The organism is Paenibacillus sp., from assembly GCF_035645235.1.
GTDB lineage: Bacteria > Bacillota > Bacilli > Paenibacillales > YIM-B00363 > Paenibacillus_AE.
Genome location: NZ_DASQMZ010000113.1, coordinates 13,181 through 29,643, shown reverse-complemented (window position 1 = coordinate 29,643; position 16,463 = coordinate 13,181). Strand labels below are relative to the sequence as shown.

Sequence of the window (16,463 nt, the reverse complement as noted above, 5' to 3'; positions counted from 1 at the left end):
AGACCTGACGGCGTATCCCACTAGAGGTTAGCCCCTATCCCGGCACATGGGCGATGCAGGGTAAGAGCTCGAGAGCAGGTTATTAAGCTGCTGCTGCGAAAGAAGGTTGTGCTTTGCCAGTTAATTGGCTTTCGCGTTGATGAAGCGGACGCAGCCCCGCTACTCGCTACTCATGCTCGAACTATTCCCGTCGAATCCAAAAACGGCCCCGAGCGTCGATCAATGAAGCGGCGTTACAAAACCAAGTATATCAGAAAACGAAGCGCAATGGTATGGGGACTGGTGGAACGCCATCCATCGCGAATTCGAATGCGAATCCGCAGACAACGACCGCGCCCCGGACGCTGCCGAGGCGCGGCCGCCGGCCGCGACGCCTAGTCTTTGCGCTTCTTCTTCCAGCGCTTCTTCTTCTTCTCGCCGCCGGCCGGCAGCGACGGCGTCAGCTCTGCCGACGCCTCCGCCATCGCCGACGTGCGCGGGTTGCCGCCGCCCGCGCGCGGGCCGTTGCGGCTCTTCTTCTTGCCGCCGTCCTTGCCCGTGCCGGGGCCCGCGGCGAAGCCGCCGCCGAAGCCGCCCGTGCGCGGCTTCTTCTTCCCGCCGGCGCCGCTGCGCTTGCCGGGACCGCCGCCCGTGCCGCCCGCGCCGCCGCCCGCCGCGGAGCCGGCTCGGCGCTTCTTCTCGCCGCTTGTCTTAAAGCCCCAGAAATCGGCGCCCCCCGTTCCCGTTCCCGCGCCTGCGCCCTCGTTCGCGTTGCGCGAGCCGCGGCTGTTGCGCTCCTGCGTGCCCTCGGTCGCGATGACCTTCGGCCGGTGCCGCTTGCCGCGCCCGCCGGCTCCCGCGCCCGCCGAACCGCCGCGTCCGACCGCCGCGTCGCCGCGAATGAAATTCGCCCGGCCGCCCGCGCGGGACTTCATGTCGACGAGCTCGAAGTCGATGTTGCGCTCGTCGACGTTGACGCGCGCCACGCGCACTTTCACCTCGTCGCCGATGCGGAACACCCGCGCCGTCCGCTCGCCGATAAGCGCCAGCTGCATCTCGTGGAAATGATAATAATCGTCGGAGAGGTCGCTGAGGCGCACAAGGCCTTCGATCGTATTTTCCAGCTCGATGAACATGCCGAACGACGTGACGGACGAGATGATGCCTTCGAATTCCTCGCCGATTTTATCGACCATGTACTCGGCTTTCTTCAGCGCGTCCGTCTCCCGCTCCGCGTCGACCGCGAGCCGTTCCCGCTCCGAAGATTGCTGAGCGATATCCGGCATGCGCGACGCCAGATAATCTTGGCGGTGATCCGCGAGGCCCGCGCCGCCGTTGTTGATCACCTCGCGCATGATGCGGTGGATGACCAAGTCCGGATACCGGCGAATCGGCGACGTGAAGTGAGAGTAAAACTCCGCCGCCAGGCCGAAATGCCCGAGCGACTCCGCGTCGTAGCGCGCCTGCTTCATCGAGCGCAGCATGACCGTCGAGATGACCGTCTCTTCCTTCGCGCCCTTAATTTCCTCCAGCAGCGACTGCAGCGCGCGCGGATGGACGGTGTTGCCTTTGCCCTTCACGACATACCCGAAGTTCGTAATAAACTGCATGAAGTGCAGCAGCTTCTCTTGATCCGGGTCTTCGTGCACGCGATACAAGAACGGAACCTTCAGCCAATGAAAATGCTCCGCCACCGTCTCGTTCGCCGCCAGCATGAACTCCTCGATCATCATCTCCGCGATCGTACGCGGACGCTTGACGATGTCGATCGGCTTGCCATCTTCGTCGACGATCACCTTCGATTCCGAGAAGTCGAAGTCGATCGCGCCGCGGCGCATCCGCTTCTCGCGCAGGATGAGCGCGAGATCCCGCATCTGGCGGAAGAACGGAATCAGCTCTTTATACCGCTCGAGCAGCTCCGGCTCCGGATCCGCTTCTTCATCCACTAACAGCCGTACGTTCTTATACGTCATCCGCTCCACCGTCTTAATGACGGACGGGTAAATATCGTGGCGCACCACTTTACCCGTGGGGTCGATCTCCATCTCGCACGACAGCGTCAGCCGGTCGACGCGGGGATGCAGCGAGCAAATCCCGTTCGACAGCCGATGCGGAAGCATCGGGATGACGCGATCGACCAAATACACCGACGTGCCTCGGTTGAACGCTTCCCGGTCCAATGCCGAGCCTTCGCGCACATAGTACCCTACGTCCGCGATATGCACGCCTAACATATAGTTTCCGTTCTCGAGACGCTGCACCTCGACTGCGTCGTCGAGATCCTTCGCGTCCTCGCCGTCGATCGTCACGATCGTGCGCCCGCGCAAATCGCGGCGGCCGACGAGCTCCTCTTCGCGGATCGTGTCCGGCGCCGCCTCGGCCTCTTCCATCACCTCGGGCGGGAACGACTCCGGCAAGCCGAATTTGCGGATGATGGACAGGATGTCCACGCCGGGATCGTCCTTATGGCCGAGAATTTCGACGACCTCGCCCTCCGCCGCCGCCCGCCCGTCCGGGAACGACACGAGGTTGACGACGACCTTCTGTCCGGTCACCGCCCCCATGAACTTCTCGCGGGGAATGAACACGTCTTTCTGGATCCGTTTGTCGTCCGGCAGGACGAAGCCGTACGTCTCGTGGCTCTCGAACGTGCCGACGATTTTCGAATTCGCCCGCTTCACGACGCGAACGACCTCGCCCTCGAGCTTCGCGCCGTTCGGCCCGCTGCGTCCGGTCACCCGACCGAGCACGATGTCGTTTTGCATCGCGCCCTTCATGTCGTTCAAATGGATGTAGATATCCGGATGTTCTTTGTCGTCCGGGATCAAGAAGCCGAAGCCCTTCGGATGGGCATGCAGCCGCCCGCGAATCAGATTCATTCGCTCCGGCACGCCGTACCGGTCGGTGCGGGTGCGCAGAATCTCGCCTTCGTTTTCCATCTCGTTCAACAGCTTGACCAGTTCTTTGAACTCGTCCGCGTCGTCGACGCCGTAATGGCTTTCCAGCTCCTGCACCGTCATCGGCTTATACGCCGTCTCTTTCATAAAATCAAGAAGCTCTTGCTTCGTTACCATGCGCATCACCCCGATTCCTTACTTCTAGTGTATCCACGTCAGAGCAAAACAAAAACAGCAGGTTTAGATTAACCTGCTGTATAGCGCTCATTCCTGTATAATTGTACCTTACCCAACGACGTACGCCACGACGACGGTCAAGATAAAAAAGCCCGCCGCAAGCACCATCGTTACGCGCTGCAGCACCAAATCCATGCCCCGCGCTTTCTGCTTGCCGAACAAATGCTCCGCGCCGCCCGTAATCGCGCCCGATAAGCCCGCGCTCTTGCCCTTCTGCAGCAGGACGATCGCGATCAAGGATACGGAGAAAATGATCAACAATACTTTAAACAACGTCTCCAAAACGTTCCACCTCCGAAGCACAAAACTCACGTATCTCTAATAGTACCACATGGAGGGGGACAAGGCAACCAGTTTAGAAAACGCTACCGCCGCTCGCCCTCCATAAACTCGCCGACCGTCCGCCGGTCGTCGTCCGTGAGCGGGCGGCCCAGCGCCGCTTCGAGCTCCCGCGACACCTTCGCTTCGTTGTCGCCGTAGGCGAGCACGATCTCGGCGAGCGCGCCGAACTCTTTCATCTCCGCCCAAAATTCGTCGGACTGGACCGGGCGGTGGTGCGATTCGATATACCACTCCGCATCGTACGCTCGGACGCGCTCGAGCAGGCGCAGCAAGTCGCCGGCCTTGTAGTATCGCGGTCCGTCGTAGATCGCGGGTCCGAGAGCGTCGCCGAGGAACAGGACGCGCTCCTCCGGCACGTAGAGGAAGCAGGAGTCGTCGGCGTGCACGCCTCCGACGTGATCGATGCGGCATGTCGCACCGCCCAGGTTGATCGTTAGGGAGCGGTCGAACGTGACGTCCGGCAGCCGCACGTCGATGTCGCGGTCGCTCCCGAACTCCTTTTTCATGTACGTCGCGCAAAACTCGATTTCGGTCCCGGCACGGACCCGCTCGTCGATCGCGGCGTCGGACCAGTCGAGGCCGACCTGCGTCGTTAAGGCGTTCCGGGTGCGCTCGTGCGCGATTAACAGCGTTTCGGTGTCTTCGGCTGCGCCAAAGCTGTGATCCCAGTGCCAATGCGTCAGCGCGGTCAACGGCTGTCGGACGAGTCCCTCGCGCCGTACGCTCTCGCGGAACGCAGCCGCGTGCCGCTTCGAGTTGCCGGCGTCGATATAGAGCGTCCGCTCGTCCCCGAGCACCGCGCCGAGGATCGGACGGTCGACGGAGCCGTCCGCCGGCATATAGACGAATCTTTCGGTTAAAAATCGATGCACCATCTGTGTAGTCTCCTATGATAACGGGGAGGATAAACCTCGTTTCTTTGCCGGCCACGACGGCTTCTTCTTCGGCGGCGCGAGGAAATGGCCGATCGCCTTCTTCGCGCAGAGCAGCGCGAACCCGACGAACAGCAAACCCCAGAGCTGCGCGGGGACGCCGGTCGCGTTCGCGAGATTGGCGGCGTCGCCGGCGGCGTCGGGCGTCGTCCAGGCGAGAATGAGAATGGTCACGGCGCCGACGACCGATTCGACGAGCGACAGGAACGCTAGCAGCAAGTAATAGCCGGTTCGGACGATGGCGATCGGCAGCACGAACGCGACCGCATTCAGACAGATGAAGCCGAGCAGCCATTGGGCGCCGTAGGCGTTGCGCACGAACAGCAGCAGGCTGACGGCGGCGATCGCGGTGACGATCGCGAGACCGAGCCGATGCTGCTTGTGCCGGTGCAGCGCGAACAGCAGCACCGCGAACAGAGAAGCGGCGATATAGCCCGAAAGCGCGACCGGAATGAGCCGCCACCCGCTTTGGACGGCCGACAGCGTCACGCCGCTGTGGTCCTCGTACAGGTGGATGTACTGCACATGGCCGGACAGCAGCAGCGTCGCCGCCGCGTGTCCGAATTCGTGCACCATCGTATCCATATTGCGGAAATACGGCGAAAAGGGGAGCCACTCCGTCAGCACGAAGCACCCCGCTAATAACGTTAGCGTGACGATCCATCGGCCCATGAGCGGCTCCCCCTTTTCGGAAGATGCTATTGTTTACTTGAAGTTCTTAAGGTTGTAGAACGCCTTCTTGCCGGCGTATTGCGCGGCGACGTTCAGGTTGTCTTCGATGCGGAGCAGCTGGTTGTACTTCGCGACGCGGTCCGTCCGGGACGGCGCGCCCGTCTTGATTTGACCTGCGTTCGTCGCGACGGCGATATCGGAAATCGTGCTGTCCTCGGACTCGCCGGAACGGTGCGAGATGACCGCCGTGTAGCCTGCGCGCTTCGCCATTTCGATCGCGTCGAACGTCTCCGTCAGCGTGCCGATTTGGTTGACCTTGATGAGGATCGAGTTGCCGATGCCCTCTTCGATGCCTTTGCCGAGACGCTCGGTATTCGTGACGAACAAGTCGTCGCCTACGAGCTGCACTTTGCCGCCGAGGCGGTCGGTGAGCAGCTTCCAGCCTTCCCAGTCGTCTTCGGAGCAGCCGTCTTCGATCGTGATGATCGGGTATTTGTCGACCCAGCTCGCGAGCAGGTCGACGAATTCCGCCGGCGTGAACGACTTGCCTTCGCCTTCAAGCTCGTACTTGCCGTTCTTGAAGAACTCCGTGGACGCGACGTCCATGCCGAGGAACATGTCGACGCCCGGCTTGTAGCCCGCGCGCTCGATCGCCGCGATGATCGTCTGCAGCGCTTCTTCGTTGGAGCCGAGGTTCGGCGCGAAGCCGCCTTCGTCGCCGACTGCGGTGTTGAGGCCCTTTTCTTTGAGGACCGACTTCAGCGCGTGGAACACTTCCGCGCCCGCGCGGAGCGCTTCGGCGAAGCTCGGCGCGCCGACCGGCAGCACCATGAACTCTTGCACGTCGACGTTGTTGTCCGCATGCGCGCCGCCGTTGACGATGTTCATCATCGGCACCGGCAGCTGCTTCGCGTTGAAGCCCCCGAGGTAATTGTAGATCGGGATGTCGAGCGCGTCGGCTGCGGCGCGAGCGACCGCCATCGATACCGCGAGGATCGCGTTGGCGCCGAGCTTGCCCTTGTTCGGCGTGCCGTCAAGGTCGATCATCGCCTTATCGATCGCGACTTGCTCGAGCGCGTCGAGGCCGATGATGACCGGCGCGATCACTTCGTTAACGTTCTGGACGGCTTTCAGGACGCCCTTGCCGAGGTAACGGCCTTTGTCGCCGTCGCGAAGCTCAACGGCTTCGTGCGCGCCCGTGGAAGCGCCGGACGGAACGATGGCGCGGCCTTTGGCGCCGGACTCGAGCTTCACTTCGACTTCGACCGTCGGGTTGCCGCGGGAATCGAGCACCTCGCGTGCGTATACGTCTGCAATGATCGTCATGGATTGGGTACACTCCTTAGATAGGTTTATTCAGTAGGCAGGATGCCTATGATGCATGATTTCACGGGGCCGGATGAGCCCGGGTTAATGTCGATAGTCGGAATTTCTCCGACTATTCCGCTTCCGCGGCTCAGGTGCGCGCCGATAGTCGGAGTTTCTCCGACTATCCCGCTCCCGCAGCTCAGAACCGCGCCGATAGTCGGAGTTTCTCCGACTATTCCGCTCCCGCAGCCCAGAACCGCGCCGATAGTCGGAGGTTCTCCGACTATCCCGCTCCCGCAGCCCAGAAGCGCGCCTTCCGCCGCTACTTCAGCAGCGACACGCCCGTCATCTCGGCCGGCTTCGGCAGCTGCAGCAGCTCGAGTAGCGTCGGCGCGATGTCGGCCAGGATGCCGTCGTCCCGCAACGACACGCCCTCGCGCGTCACGATGAGCGGCACCGGGTTGATCGTGTGCGCCGTGTTGCGCGTGCCGTCGTCGTTCGTCACGACGTCTGCGTTGCCGTGGTCCGCCGTAATGACGGCCACGCCGCCCGCGGCGAGCACCGCCTCGACGACGCGCCCGAGGCATTCGTCCGTCGCTTCGACGGCGCGGATCGTCGGCTCGAGGAGACCCGAGTGGCCGACCATGTCCGGGTTCGCGAAATTCAAAACGATCGCGTCATGCTTGCCCGCTTCAATCTCGGCGACGCAAGCCGCCGCCACCTCGTAGGCGCTCATCTCCGGCTGCAGATCGTACGTGGCGACCTTCGGCGAGTTGATCAAAATCCGCGTCTCGCCCGGCAGCTCCACGTCGCGCCCGCCGCTGAAGAAGAACGTCACGTGCGGGTACTTTTCCGTCTCCGCGATGCGCAGCTGCTTGAGGCCATGCTGCACGAGCACTTCCCCGTAAGTATTATCCAATTCTTTCGGCTTATAAGCAACATACCCGTCGACGCTCTCGCTGAACAGCGTCAAGCAGACGAAATACAGCCCCGTAGGCGCCTTCTCGCCGCGGTCGAAGCCGCGGAAGTCGGCGTTCGTAAATACCTGCGACAGCTGGATCGCGCGGTCCGGGCGGAAGTTGAAAAAGACGACCGCGTCGCCGCTCTCGACTAACCCGACCGGCGCGCCGTCCGCGCCCACGATGACCGTCGGCATGACGAACTCGTCGTACACCGACTTCTCGTGCGACTCGACGATCGCCGCCATCGGGTCCGTGTACGTCGGACCTTCGCCGTACACCATGGCGCGGTACGACTTCTCGGTCCGCTCCCATCGCTTGTCGCGGTCCATCGCATAATAGCGGCCTTGCACCGTCGCGATGCGGCCGACGCCGAGCTCCGCGATCTTCTCCTGCAGCTGGCTCATATACTTGCGCGCGCTGTCCGGCGCGACGTCGCGGCCGTCGAGGAACGCGTGGATGTACACCTCGTCCAGCTGCTCCTTCTTGCAAAGCTCTAGCAAGGCGAACAGGTGGCCGATATGGCTGTGCACGCCGCCGTCGGACAACAAGCCGTACAGATGCAGCTTCTTGCCGTTCGTCTTTGCGTGGCGCACTGCGCCGACCAGCGTTTCGTTATCGAAAAATTCGTTATCGCGAATCGACTTCGAGATGCGCGTCAAATCCTGGTACACGGTGCGGCCCGCGCCGATGTTCAGGTGGCCGACCTCGGAGTTGCCCATCTGGCCCTCCGGCAGCCCGACCGCCTCGCCGTGCGCGGTCAGCGTCGTGTGCGGATACGTCGACCAATAGCGGTCGAAGTTCGGCTTCTTCGCCTGCGCGACCGCATTGCCGTGCACGTCCCCGCGCAGCGCGAAGCCGTCGAGAATAATGAGCGCTACCGGCTTCGGACGGACGTTGCTCATGCCCGCGCACCCTCGACCAGCGCGACGTAAGACGCCGGCTGCAGCGAAGCGCCGCCGACCAAAGCGCCGTCGATGTCGGACGCGCCGAGATACTCGCGCACGTTCTCCGGCTTCACGCTGCCGCCGTATTGAATGCGCACCGCTGCCGCCGCGTCGGCGCCGAACGCCTCGGCCACGACCGAACGGATGAACGAAATGACTTCGTTCGCGTCCGCCGCCGTCGACGACTTGCCGGTGCCGATCGCCCAGATCGGCTCATACGCGATGACGAGACCCGCCACTTGCTCGGCGGTCAAGCCTTCGAGCGCGCCGAGCGTCTGCGTGCGGCACACGTCCTTCGTGCGTTCCGCTTCCCGCTCCGCGAGCGACTCGCCCACGCACACGATCGGGATCAATCCATACGACAACGCCGCTTTCGTCTTCTTGTTGACCGTCTCGTCGGTTTCCGCGAAATATTGGCGGCGCTCGGAGTGGCCCAAGATGACGTACTTCACGCCGAGGTCGACCAGCATCGGGCCGGAGATCTCGCCCGTGTACGCGCCGTTCGCTTCCCAGTGCATGTTTTGCGCGCCTACAGCGATTGCGGTGCCGCGAGCGGCTTCCACCAACGCCGGCAGCGCCGTGAACGGCGCGCAGACAACCGCTTCCACGCCGGAGACGGCGGCGACGGCCGCTTGCGCTTCCGCGACGAAAGCGGACGCTTCGGCGCCGGTTTTGAACATTTTCCAGTTGCCTGCAATAATCGGGGTTCTGCTCATGTCTCGAACAACCTCCTACGGAAAATTACTTATCGTTAAGCGCTACGACGCCCGGAAGCGCCTTGCCTTCCATGAACTCGAGCGACGCGCCGCCGCCCGTGGAGATGTGATCCATCTTGTCGCCGAGCGCGAACTTCTCGACCGCCGCCGCAGAGTCGCCGCCGCCGATGACCGTATAGCCGGACGTCGCCGCGCAAGCTTCCGCCACCGCGCGCGTCCCGTGCGAGAACGGCTCGATCTCGAACACGCCCATCGGCCCGTTCCAGACGATCAGCTTGGATGCCGCGATCGTCTCCGCGTAGATCTCCCGCGTTTTCGGCCCGATGTCGATGCCTTCCCAATCGGCCGGAATCGCGTCGATGCCGACGATTTGCGTGTTGGCCGTCGGGCTGAAGTCGTCGGTCACGACGATGTCGACCGGCATCAAGAAATTGACGCCGCGCTCTTTCGCCTTCGCCATAAACTCTTTCGCCACGTCGAGCTTGGAATCGTCGCACAGCGACTTGCCGATTTCATAGCCTTGCGCCTTCAGGAACGTATAAGACAGCCCGCCGCCGATGATGACGTTGTCCGCGATCTCGAGCAGCTTGTTGATGACGTCGATCTTGTCCTTCACCTTCGCGCCGCCGACGATCGCCGTGAACGGGCGGTCCGGATCAAACAGCGCCTTGCCGAGCACCGCGAGCTCCTTCTCCATGAGCAGCCCCGACACCGCGACCGGCAGCTGCCGCGCGATGCCTTCCGTCGAGGCGTGCGCCCGATGCGCCGCGCCGAACGCGTCGTTCACGTAGATGTCAGCCAATGCCGCAAACTGCGCCGCCAGCGCCGGGTCGTTCTTCTCTTCGCCCGGGTAGAAGCGTACGTTCTCGAGCAGCAGCACGTCGCCGTCCGCCAACGCCGCAACCGCCGCTTCCGCCGCCGGACCGACCGCTTCGTCGACTTTCGCCACCGGCTTGCCGCCGAGCAGCTCGGACAGCCGCGCCGCGACCGGCGTCAGGCGCAGCTCTTCGACGACCTCGCCCTTCGGACGCCCGAGATGGCTTGCGAGAATGACCTTCGCGCCGCGCTCGATCAAATATTGAATCGTCGGCAACGTCTCTCGGATCCGCGTGTCGTCGGTGATGGCACCGTTCTCGAGCGGCACGTTGAAGTCGACGCGGACGAATACCTTTTTCCCGGAAACCTCGATGTCTCTTACGCTCTTCTTGTTATAGGCCATGAGTTCGTAACCTCCGTATTTGGGTCTAGACCCGCGGAAAGGCGCCCCCGTCACGCGTACCGGAGCGCCTTCCTTCCTTGCGGGATGCGTTGCGTTGCTCGAATTAGAGACCCTTGCCGGCGATGTAGGCCACGAGGTCTACGACGCGGTTCGAGTAGCCCCACTCGTTGTCGTACCAGGAGACGACCTTCACCATGTTGCCTTCGACGACCATCGTGGACAGCGCGTCGATCGTGGAGGAAGCCGGGTCGCCGTTGTAGTCGCTCGAGACGAGCGGCTCTTCGGAGTAGTTCATGATGCCCTTGAGCTTGCCGTTCGCCGCTTCCTTCAGCACCGCGTTCACTTCGTCGACCGTCACCGAGCGGGACAGTTCCGCGACGAGGTCCGTAACGGACACGTTCGGCGTCGGCACGCGGAACGCCATGCCGTTCAGCTTGCCTTTGAGCTCCGGAAGCACGAGGGAAACGGCCTTCGCCGCGCCCGTCGTCGACGGAATGATGTTTTCGGCTGCGGCGCGCGCGCGGCGGAGATCCTTATGCGGCACGTCGAGCACGGATTGGTCGTTCGTGTACGAGTGGATCGTCGTCATCATGCCCTTCACGATGCCGAACTCGTCGTTAAGCACCTTCGCGAACGGCGCGAGGCAGTTCGTCGTGCAGGACGCGTTCGAGATGATCGTGTGCGCCGCCGGATCGTACTTGTCTTCGTTGACGCCCATAACGATCGTGATGTCTTCGTTCGTCGCCGGAGCGGAGATGATGACCTTCTTCGCGCCGCCCTTCAGGTGCAGCTCGGCCTTCTCCTTCGCCGTGAAGATGCCCGTCGACTCGATGACGATTTCGGCGCCGACGCTGCCCCAAGCCAGGTTGCCCGGGTCGCGCTCGGAGAACACCTTCACCGTCTTGCCGTCTACGATCAGCGCGCCTTCGGCCGCTTCGACGCTCGCTTCGAATTTGCCGTGCGTCGTGTCGTATTTGAGCAGGTGAGCAAGCGTCTTGACGTCCGTCAAATCGTTGATCGCGACGATGTCCACATCCGGGTTGCTGAATGCCGCGCGGAATACGTTGCGTCCGATGCGACCGAAACCGTTAATGCCTACTTTAACCATGAAAGATTACCTCCTAGGAAAATGGTTTATATCAAGACGCCCGCCCCCGCCGTCTCGGAAATTCACCGATCACGAGCGCGAGCGTAATTGCGTCAAGAGAACTTCAGCATGGCCTGCGCGGCCCCTTCGTCGATGACGAGCACGTCCTCGTGCCCGTTCCGCAGGACGGCGGCGATCGCCTCCGCCTTGCTGGCCCCGCCCGCGACGGCGATGACCGTCTCCATGCGCTGGATATCCTCCAGCCGCAGGCCGACCGTCGGCATCCGATGCACGACGTCCCCGGCGCGATTGAAATAATAGCCGAACGACTCGGCCACCGCGCCGCCGGCGCGCAGCCGATCGATCGTCGCCTCGCCGACCCGCCTTCTGCGCGCCATCTCATAGGCTTCCCCAATGCCGTGTACGGCGATGCGGGCTTTGCGCACAAGATCCGCCACTTCGCGAATATGCGGCTCGCTCATAAGCGAGAGGGTCGCTTCCTCGCCGACGTCGTCGGGCACGTGCATGAGCCGGTAGCCGCCGCCGGTGCGCTTGGCCATCGTCGCGGCGATCGTGTTCGACTGCAGCTCGACGCGCTCTCCGAGCCCGCCCCGCGCCGGCACGAACAAGGCGCCCTTGAGCGCCGCGGAGGCGCTAAGATGGTCGGCGACCTCGACGATCGTGGAGCCGCCGGTAATCGCGACGACGAGCGGCTCGCCGGACGTCTCCCCGTCGCGCGCCGCGGCGGCCGCTTGGGTCAGCATCGCGGCGCCCGCCTTGCCGAGCTCTCGCTTCGCTCCCGGATCGACGTCCGAGTCGCCCGGCACGACGACGACCCGCCGCAGCCCGTAGGCGGCGGCGATCCGCGTCTCCAGCGCGGCGAGACCGAACCATTCTTTCATCATCGGCTCCATATCCTCGAGCAGCCGAAGGCCGGCCTCGCTGATCCGCATGCCGGACGTCTCGATGTCCACAAGCCCTTGCTGCTTGAGGAATTCGGTCTCGGCGCGCAGCACGCGCTCGGTCATGCCGAGCGCCGTCGCCAGCGTGCGCCGCCCGACGCCGCCCGCGTCGCCGATGTGTCTAAGTATCGTGTATCGCTTCTTAAGAACGTCCACGACGTCCGGAGCCAACACTCTCTGAATTTCGAGAACGGTCCGCATCGCGAACCACCTCCAGCGCATCGCATGACATCATTCGGATAGTACACGCCCGACACGTTCATTTTGTCCGAAGCCTCGAACGATAAAACGTGCCGAGCGCGTGAGTTTCGGGACTATAAATGTCCCACTGCAACATTATGAGTCCCACTACCGTTATTTTACTCCACGAGGTGGCAGCTTGCAACTCTTTTCAAAGCATTTGTCGAGAACTTCCGCCTTCCGGAAAATGGATTTCCATTGCCCCTTGCATTTCTTCGGCGAATGTCATATACTTAATTTCGCTGTCACTTGTAATACGCGCCCGTGGTCCAATGGATATGACGTAGGCCTCCGGAGCCTGAGATCGGGGTTCAATTCCCTGCGGGCGCGCCATACATAAACAATAGAAGCCGTCCCCGGCGTCATCTTAGATGACGAAGGGACGGCTTTTTTGATGTTCCGCGGCGCGGCGGCGCGGTCCGCCATGGCGCGGATAGTCGGAGAAACTCCGACTATAACGGCGGCGCGGCCCGCCAAGGCGCGGATAGTCGGAGAAACTCCGACTATAACGGAGGCGCGGCCCTCCAAGGCGTGGATAGTCGGAGAAACTCCGACTATAACGGCGGAGCGGCCCGCCCGAGCACTGACGCTAACACTCGGCGCCCGTCATTTCGTTCGTGAAAAACCGCTTATACTCCTGCGGCGTCAGCTTCGCGGCCGACGCCGGCGCGTAATGGAACTGCAGCGCGCGCCGCTTCTTCGCGGACAGGTTGTAAGGCGTGCCGTGCTTGAGCAGCCCGTGGAAGAACAGCACCCCTCCCGGCGCGAGCGGCACCGCGACGTCCCGTTCCACGTCGACGTGCGTATCGCACAGCTGCCAATCGCGAACGGCGTAATGCGGTGTCGCCCCGTCCGCGTGGGAGCCGGGGATGACGTGCATGCAGCCGTTGTCCAGCCCCGCTTCGTCGAGCGCGATCCACACCCCCGCGACGGCCTTGTCGAACGCGAGGGGGCCGTACGCCATGTCCTGGTGCCAAGGCTTTTCGCCGCCCCCGTTCGGCGGCTTCAAGAGCGCCATATCCTGCACGAGCACCGGCCGCTCTCCCAGCAAGCGCTCGACGGCGGCGAGAATGCGAGGATGATGCGCGACCGCATGCAAGCGCGGTTCGAATTCTACGAAGTCGTACACCTTCCGCACCGCCAGCTCGCGTTCCTCGGCGGTGCGCAATTCGGCGGCCGGCTTCGTGTATTGAATCTTCGCCCCGCGAGCGTCGACATGGATCAAGTCATGCAGCGCTTCGATGGAGGCTCCGACCTCGAGCGGGGAGAGGACGCCGCCTACGGCTACGTACCCCTCGCGCCGGTAGGCGGCTACCTGTTCCTCCTCCAAGCGCTCCGCTCCTTCCCATACTTCGGCTACCCGATCGTATCGATACAATTCCTTCGAAATTTGCTCCGGCGTTTTGCACTCCGTCATCGTCGCCCATCCCGCCCTCATGTGGTAGTTTCCCTTTATTTTATAGCCGGAAGGGCTTACAATAAATGCATTGCACGCCATCATGTTTTGCACGATTCTACATAAGGCGGGAAAGACGATGCGAAATTTCGGCGACGCGGAGCTGCAATTGGACGAAAACTACGGGAAGGTCGTATGCGAACCGCAATGGAAGTGGAACCGGGCGCATCAGCCGTTCCATGATTACGACTATTGGTACGTCTGGGACGGCGAAGGGGAGGTCGTGCTGAACGGGACGTCGCGCGAGGTCGGACGAGGCAGTTGCTTTCTGTTTCGGCCGGGCGACCGCACCGAAGCGCGCCATCGTCCGGAGCGGCCGCTGACGGTAACGTATATCCACTTCTCGAAAGTCGGTGATCCCGCCGCCTTGGCGGCGCTCCCCTCCTTCGTGCGCTTCGGGCCGGAATCGCCCCAAGAGCTGTATTTGGACCGTTTCGTTCACGCGATGCGTTCCCGGGAGCACGGCCGCGAGGAGGAAGCGCGGATGCTGCTGAAGCTGCTGCTGCTATGCTTCGAGCGGGAGAGCCGAGATGCCGTCTCGGCGCCCGCTTCCGCGCATCCCTTGTACCCCGTCCTATCGGAGGTCGCCGCCTACGTCAGCCAAGACCCCGCGAAGCCGCATACGATCCAATCGCTGGCCCGGCGGGCGCATCTGTCCCCTCGCTACTTCTCCCTCCAATTTAAAGCGATCATGGGACAGACGGTCGAAGCGTACATTATCGGGAAACGAATCGAGCGGGCGCGGTATTTGCTGCGGTATCAAGGCATGGGCGTCGGGGAGGTCGCGGAGGCGCTCGGTTATAGCAGCGTGTACTTTTTCAGCAGGCAATTCAAGCAAGTTACGGGACTTCGCCCGACGGACGTGAAGAAGCAAAACCCTATTTGACCAATTTTGACTTTAGTACGGGATTGGGGTATTATGATTTTGGCAACACTAGTTTCCATTGGATGAAGCGGAGGATGAGAGCGGATGAACATGAATTTGGTTCCTATGGTCGTGGAGCAGACGAACCGCGGCGAACGTGCTTATGATATTTACTCCCGATTGTTGAAGGATCGCATCATTTTCTTGGGTACGGGCGTGAACGACGTCGTGGCCAACAGCATTATCGCCCAGCTGCTGTTCCTTGCGGCCGACGATCCGGAGAAAGATATCAGCCTATACATCAACAGCCCGGGCGGTTCGATTACGGCGGGCATGGCGATTTACGATACGATGCAATTCATTAAGCCGGACGTCTCGACGATCTGCGTCGGCATGGCGGCTTCGATGGGCGCGTTCCTGCTTGCGGCGGGCGCGAAGGGCAAGCGCTACTCCCTCCCGAACGGCGAAGTGATGATTCACCAGCCGCTCGGCGGCGCGGAAGGGCAAGCGTCCGACATCGAAATTCGCGCGAAGCGGATCCTCAAGCTGCGCGACAAGCTGAACGGCATCTTGTCCGAACGGACCGGGCAGCCGCTCGAGCGCATCGAGAAGGATACCGACCGCGACTACTTCATGTCCGCCGAAGAAGCGAAGGAATACGGTTTGGTCGACAAAGTCATCGAGAAGATTTAATTTTCTTAGAAGAAAAAGAGCGGCTTTCCTGTAGACGGGCTACGGGAATGCCGCTCTTTTCATGTCGTCGTCTTACATCTCGTACGTGACGCTGACCGACGTCGTGATCTCCAGCTCGCCCGGCTGCACCGACGTCGCCGGCATGGCGCCCGTCATATCCATCGCGGCCGCTTCCTTCGCCATCGGGTAGTAGATCGGACCGCCGCCCATCGCGCCGCTGTGCTGCACGTGCAGCACGCCCTTCACGGACCGCCCCGCCGCCTTCGCGATCGTATCCGCCTTCGTCTTCGCGTTCGCCATCGCCTTCTCGATCGCCTGCAGCTCGTATGCCTCGCGCTTCTCCGTGCCGAACTGGATGCCGTTCACCCGATTCGCGCCCGCCTTCGAGACGGCGTCCAGCAGCTTGCCTAAGCCGTTCAAATCCCGGTACGTCACGGTCACCGTATGATCGGCCGTGTAGCCGACGATCGACGATTCGCCCTTTTCCGACCAATGGTATTCCGGCTGCACGTAAAACCCGCTCGTCTTGATATCCTTCGCCGCGATGCCGAACTGGTCTTTCAGCGCCTTCTCGATCGCCGCGAACGTCTTCGCGTTCGCCGTCTGCGCCTCGTTCGCCGTCTTCTCCCGCGTGAATACGCCGAAGGAGACGTACGCCACGTCCGGCTGCACCGTAAGCTTGCCCTCGCCCGACACCGCGATCGTGCGCGCCGCTTGCGCCGTCGTCGTCGCCTCCGCCGCCATCGCCGTGCCCCCTTTCGCCGCATCCAGCACCGCCGGACCGTACACCGCAGCCCCCGATAACAACGCCCCGACCATGCCCGCCATCGCCCATCGCTTCAACGCTCCGCCGCCGATCAACACAAAAACCCCTTCTTTCGTCCGAAATAGTGTATCTGATCGCTCAGAATTACCTTCTAGACGGAAGGGGCTCGCCGAATGTTGCCGAGCT

The 16,463-nt window shown here is 62.4% G+C and carries 14 protein-coding genes, 1 tRNA gene and 1 other RNA gene; 3 read left to right on the top strand and 13 right to left on the bottom strand.

Going from position 1 to position 16,463, the window contains the following annotated elements:
- The 11 genes from ssrA to VEZ38_RS10505 form a co-directional block, all read right to left on the bottom strand.
- Positions 1 to 210, bottom strand: a transfer-messenger RNA (tmRNA) gene (gene ssrA / locus VEZ38_RS20680); the annotation flags it as partial.
- A 164-nt stretch (positions 211 to 374) separates the two neighbouring features.
- Positions 375 to 3,053, bottom strand: coding sequence for a ribonuclease R (rnr, locus tag VEZ38_RS10550; RefSeq protein ID WP_324893316.1), 2,679 nt, complete (start codon positions 3,051 to 3,053; stop codon positions 375 to 377).
- A gap of 108 nt (positions 3,054 to 3,161) precedes the next feature.
- Entirely contained in the window at positions 3,162 to 3,395 is a 234-nt protein-coding gene (gene secG / locus VEZ38_RS10545; protein ID WP_324893315.1) for a preprotein translocase subunit SecG, read from the bottom strand.
- A gap of 83 nt (positions 3,396 to 3,478) precedes the next feature.
- Positions 3,479 to 4,330: an MBL fold metallo-hydrolase gene (locus tag VEZ38_RS10540; RefSeq protein WP_324893314.1), complete on the bottom strand. Its 852-nt coding sequence runs from the start codon at positions 4,328 to 4,330 to the stop codon at positions 3,479 to 3,481.
- 12 nt (positions 4,331 to 4,342) lie between these two features.
- Positions 4,343 to 5,059, bottom strand: coding sequence for a M50 family metallopeptidase (locus VEZ38_RS10535; protein ID WP_324893313.1), 717 nt, complete (start codon positions 5,057 to 5,059; stop codon positions 4,343 to 4,345).
- 33 nt (positions 5,060 to 5,092) lie between these two features.
- Positions 5,093 to 6,385 (bottom strand): phosphopyruvate hydratase, encoded by a 1,293-nt coding sequence (gene eno / locus VEZ38_RS10530; protein WP_324893312.1) that lies wholly within the window; start codon positions 6,383 to 6,385, stop codon positions 5,093 to 5,095.
- Positions 6,386 to 6,689: 304 nt separating this feature from the next.
- On the bottom strand, positions 6,690 to 8,231 hold the full coding sequence (gene gpmI / locus VEZ38_RS10525; protein ID WP_324893311.1) for a 2,3-bisphosphoglycerate-independent phosphoglycerate mutase: 1,542 nt from the start codon (positions 8,229 to 8,231) through the stop codon (positions 6,690 to 6,692).
- Positions 8,228 to 8,989, bottom strand: coding sequence for a triose-phosphate isomerase (gene tpiA / locus VEZ38_RS10520; RefSeq protein WP_324893310.1), 762 nt, complete (start codon positions 8,987 to 8,989; stop codon positions 8,228 to 8,230). The genes gpmI and tpiA overlap by 4 nt, the downstream gene beginning before the upstream one ends.
- A 25-nt stretch (positions 8,990 to 9,014) precedes the next feature.
- Entirely contained in the window at positions 9,015 to 10,208 is a 1,194-nt protein-coding gene (locus VEZ38_RS10515) for a phosphoglycerate kinase (RefSeq protein WP_324893309.1), read from the bottom strand.
- Positions 10,209 to 10,311: 103 nt separating this feature from the next.
- Complete coding sequence (gene gap / locus VEZ38_RS10510; protein ID WP_324893308.1) at positions 10,312 to 11,316, bottom strand: type I glyceraldehyde-3-phosphate dehydrogenase; 1,005 nt, start codon at positions 11,314 to 11,316, stop codon at positions 10,312 to 10,314.
- 92 nt (positions 11,317 to 11,408) lie between these two features.
- Positions 11,409 to 12,458 (bottom strand): sugar-binding transcriptional regulator, encoded by a 1,050-nt coding sequence (locus VEZ38_RS10505; protein ID WP_324893307.1) that lies wholly within the window; start codon positions 12,456 to 12,458, stop codon positions 11,409 to 11,411.
- A gap of 297 nt (positions 12,459 to 12,755) precedes the next feature.
- On the opposite strand from VEZ38_RS10505, the gene VEZ38_RS10500 reads away from it, so the two are divergent.
- Positions 12,756 to 12,830: transfer RNA gene (locus VEZ38_RS10500), tRNA-Arg, on the top strand.
- Positions 12,831 to 13,086: 256 nt separating this feature from the next.
- Here VEZ38_RS10500 and VEZ38_RS10495 read toward each other — a convergent pair.
- Positions 13,087 to 13,914 carry a phytanoyl-CoA dioxygenase family protein gene (locus tag VEZ38_RS10495; RefSeq protein WP_324893306.1) on the bottom strand — a complete coding sequence of 276 codons (828 nt, stop codon included), beginning with the start codon at positions 13,912 to 13,914 and terminating at the stop codon, positions 13,087 to 13,089.
- 118 nt (positions 13,915 to 14,032) lie between these two features.
- Between VEZ38_RS10495 and VEZ38_RS10490 the strand changes: the two genes are divergently transcribed.
- Positions 14,033 to 14,839: an AraC family transcriptional regulator gene (locus VEZ38_RS10490; protein WP_324893305.1), complete on the top strand. Its 807-nt coding sequence runs from the start codon at positions 14,033 to 14,035 to the stop codon at positions 14,837 to 14,839.
- Between the two features lie 90 nt (positions 14,840 to 14,929).
- The gene (gene clpP / locus VEZ38_RS10485) at positions 14,930 to 15,511 is read left to right on the top strand and encodes an ATP-dependent Clp endopeptidase proteolytic subunit ClpP (RefSeq protein WP_324893320.1); all 582 of its coding nucleotides are present in this window, start codon (positions 14,930 to 14,932) and stop codon (positions 15,509 to 15,511) included.
- 72 nt (positions 15,512 to 15,583) lie between these two features.
- On the opposite strand, the gene VEZ38_RS10480 is transcribed toward clpP, so the two are convergent.
- Positions 15,584 to 16,375, bottom strand: a complete 792-nt coding sequence (locus VEZ38_RS10480) for an SIMPL domain-containing protein (RefSeq protein WP_324893304.1) — start codon at positions 16,373 to 16,375, stop codon at positions 15,584 to 15,586.
- Positions 16,376 to 16,463: the final 88 nt, after the last annotated feature.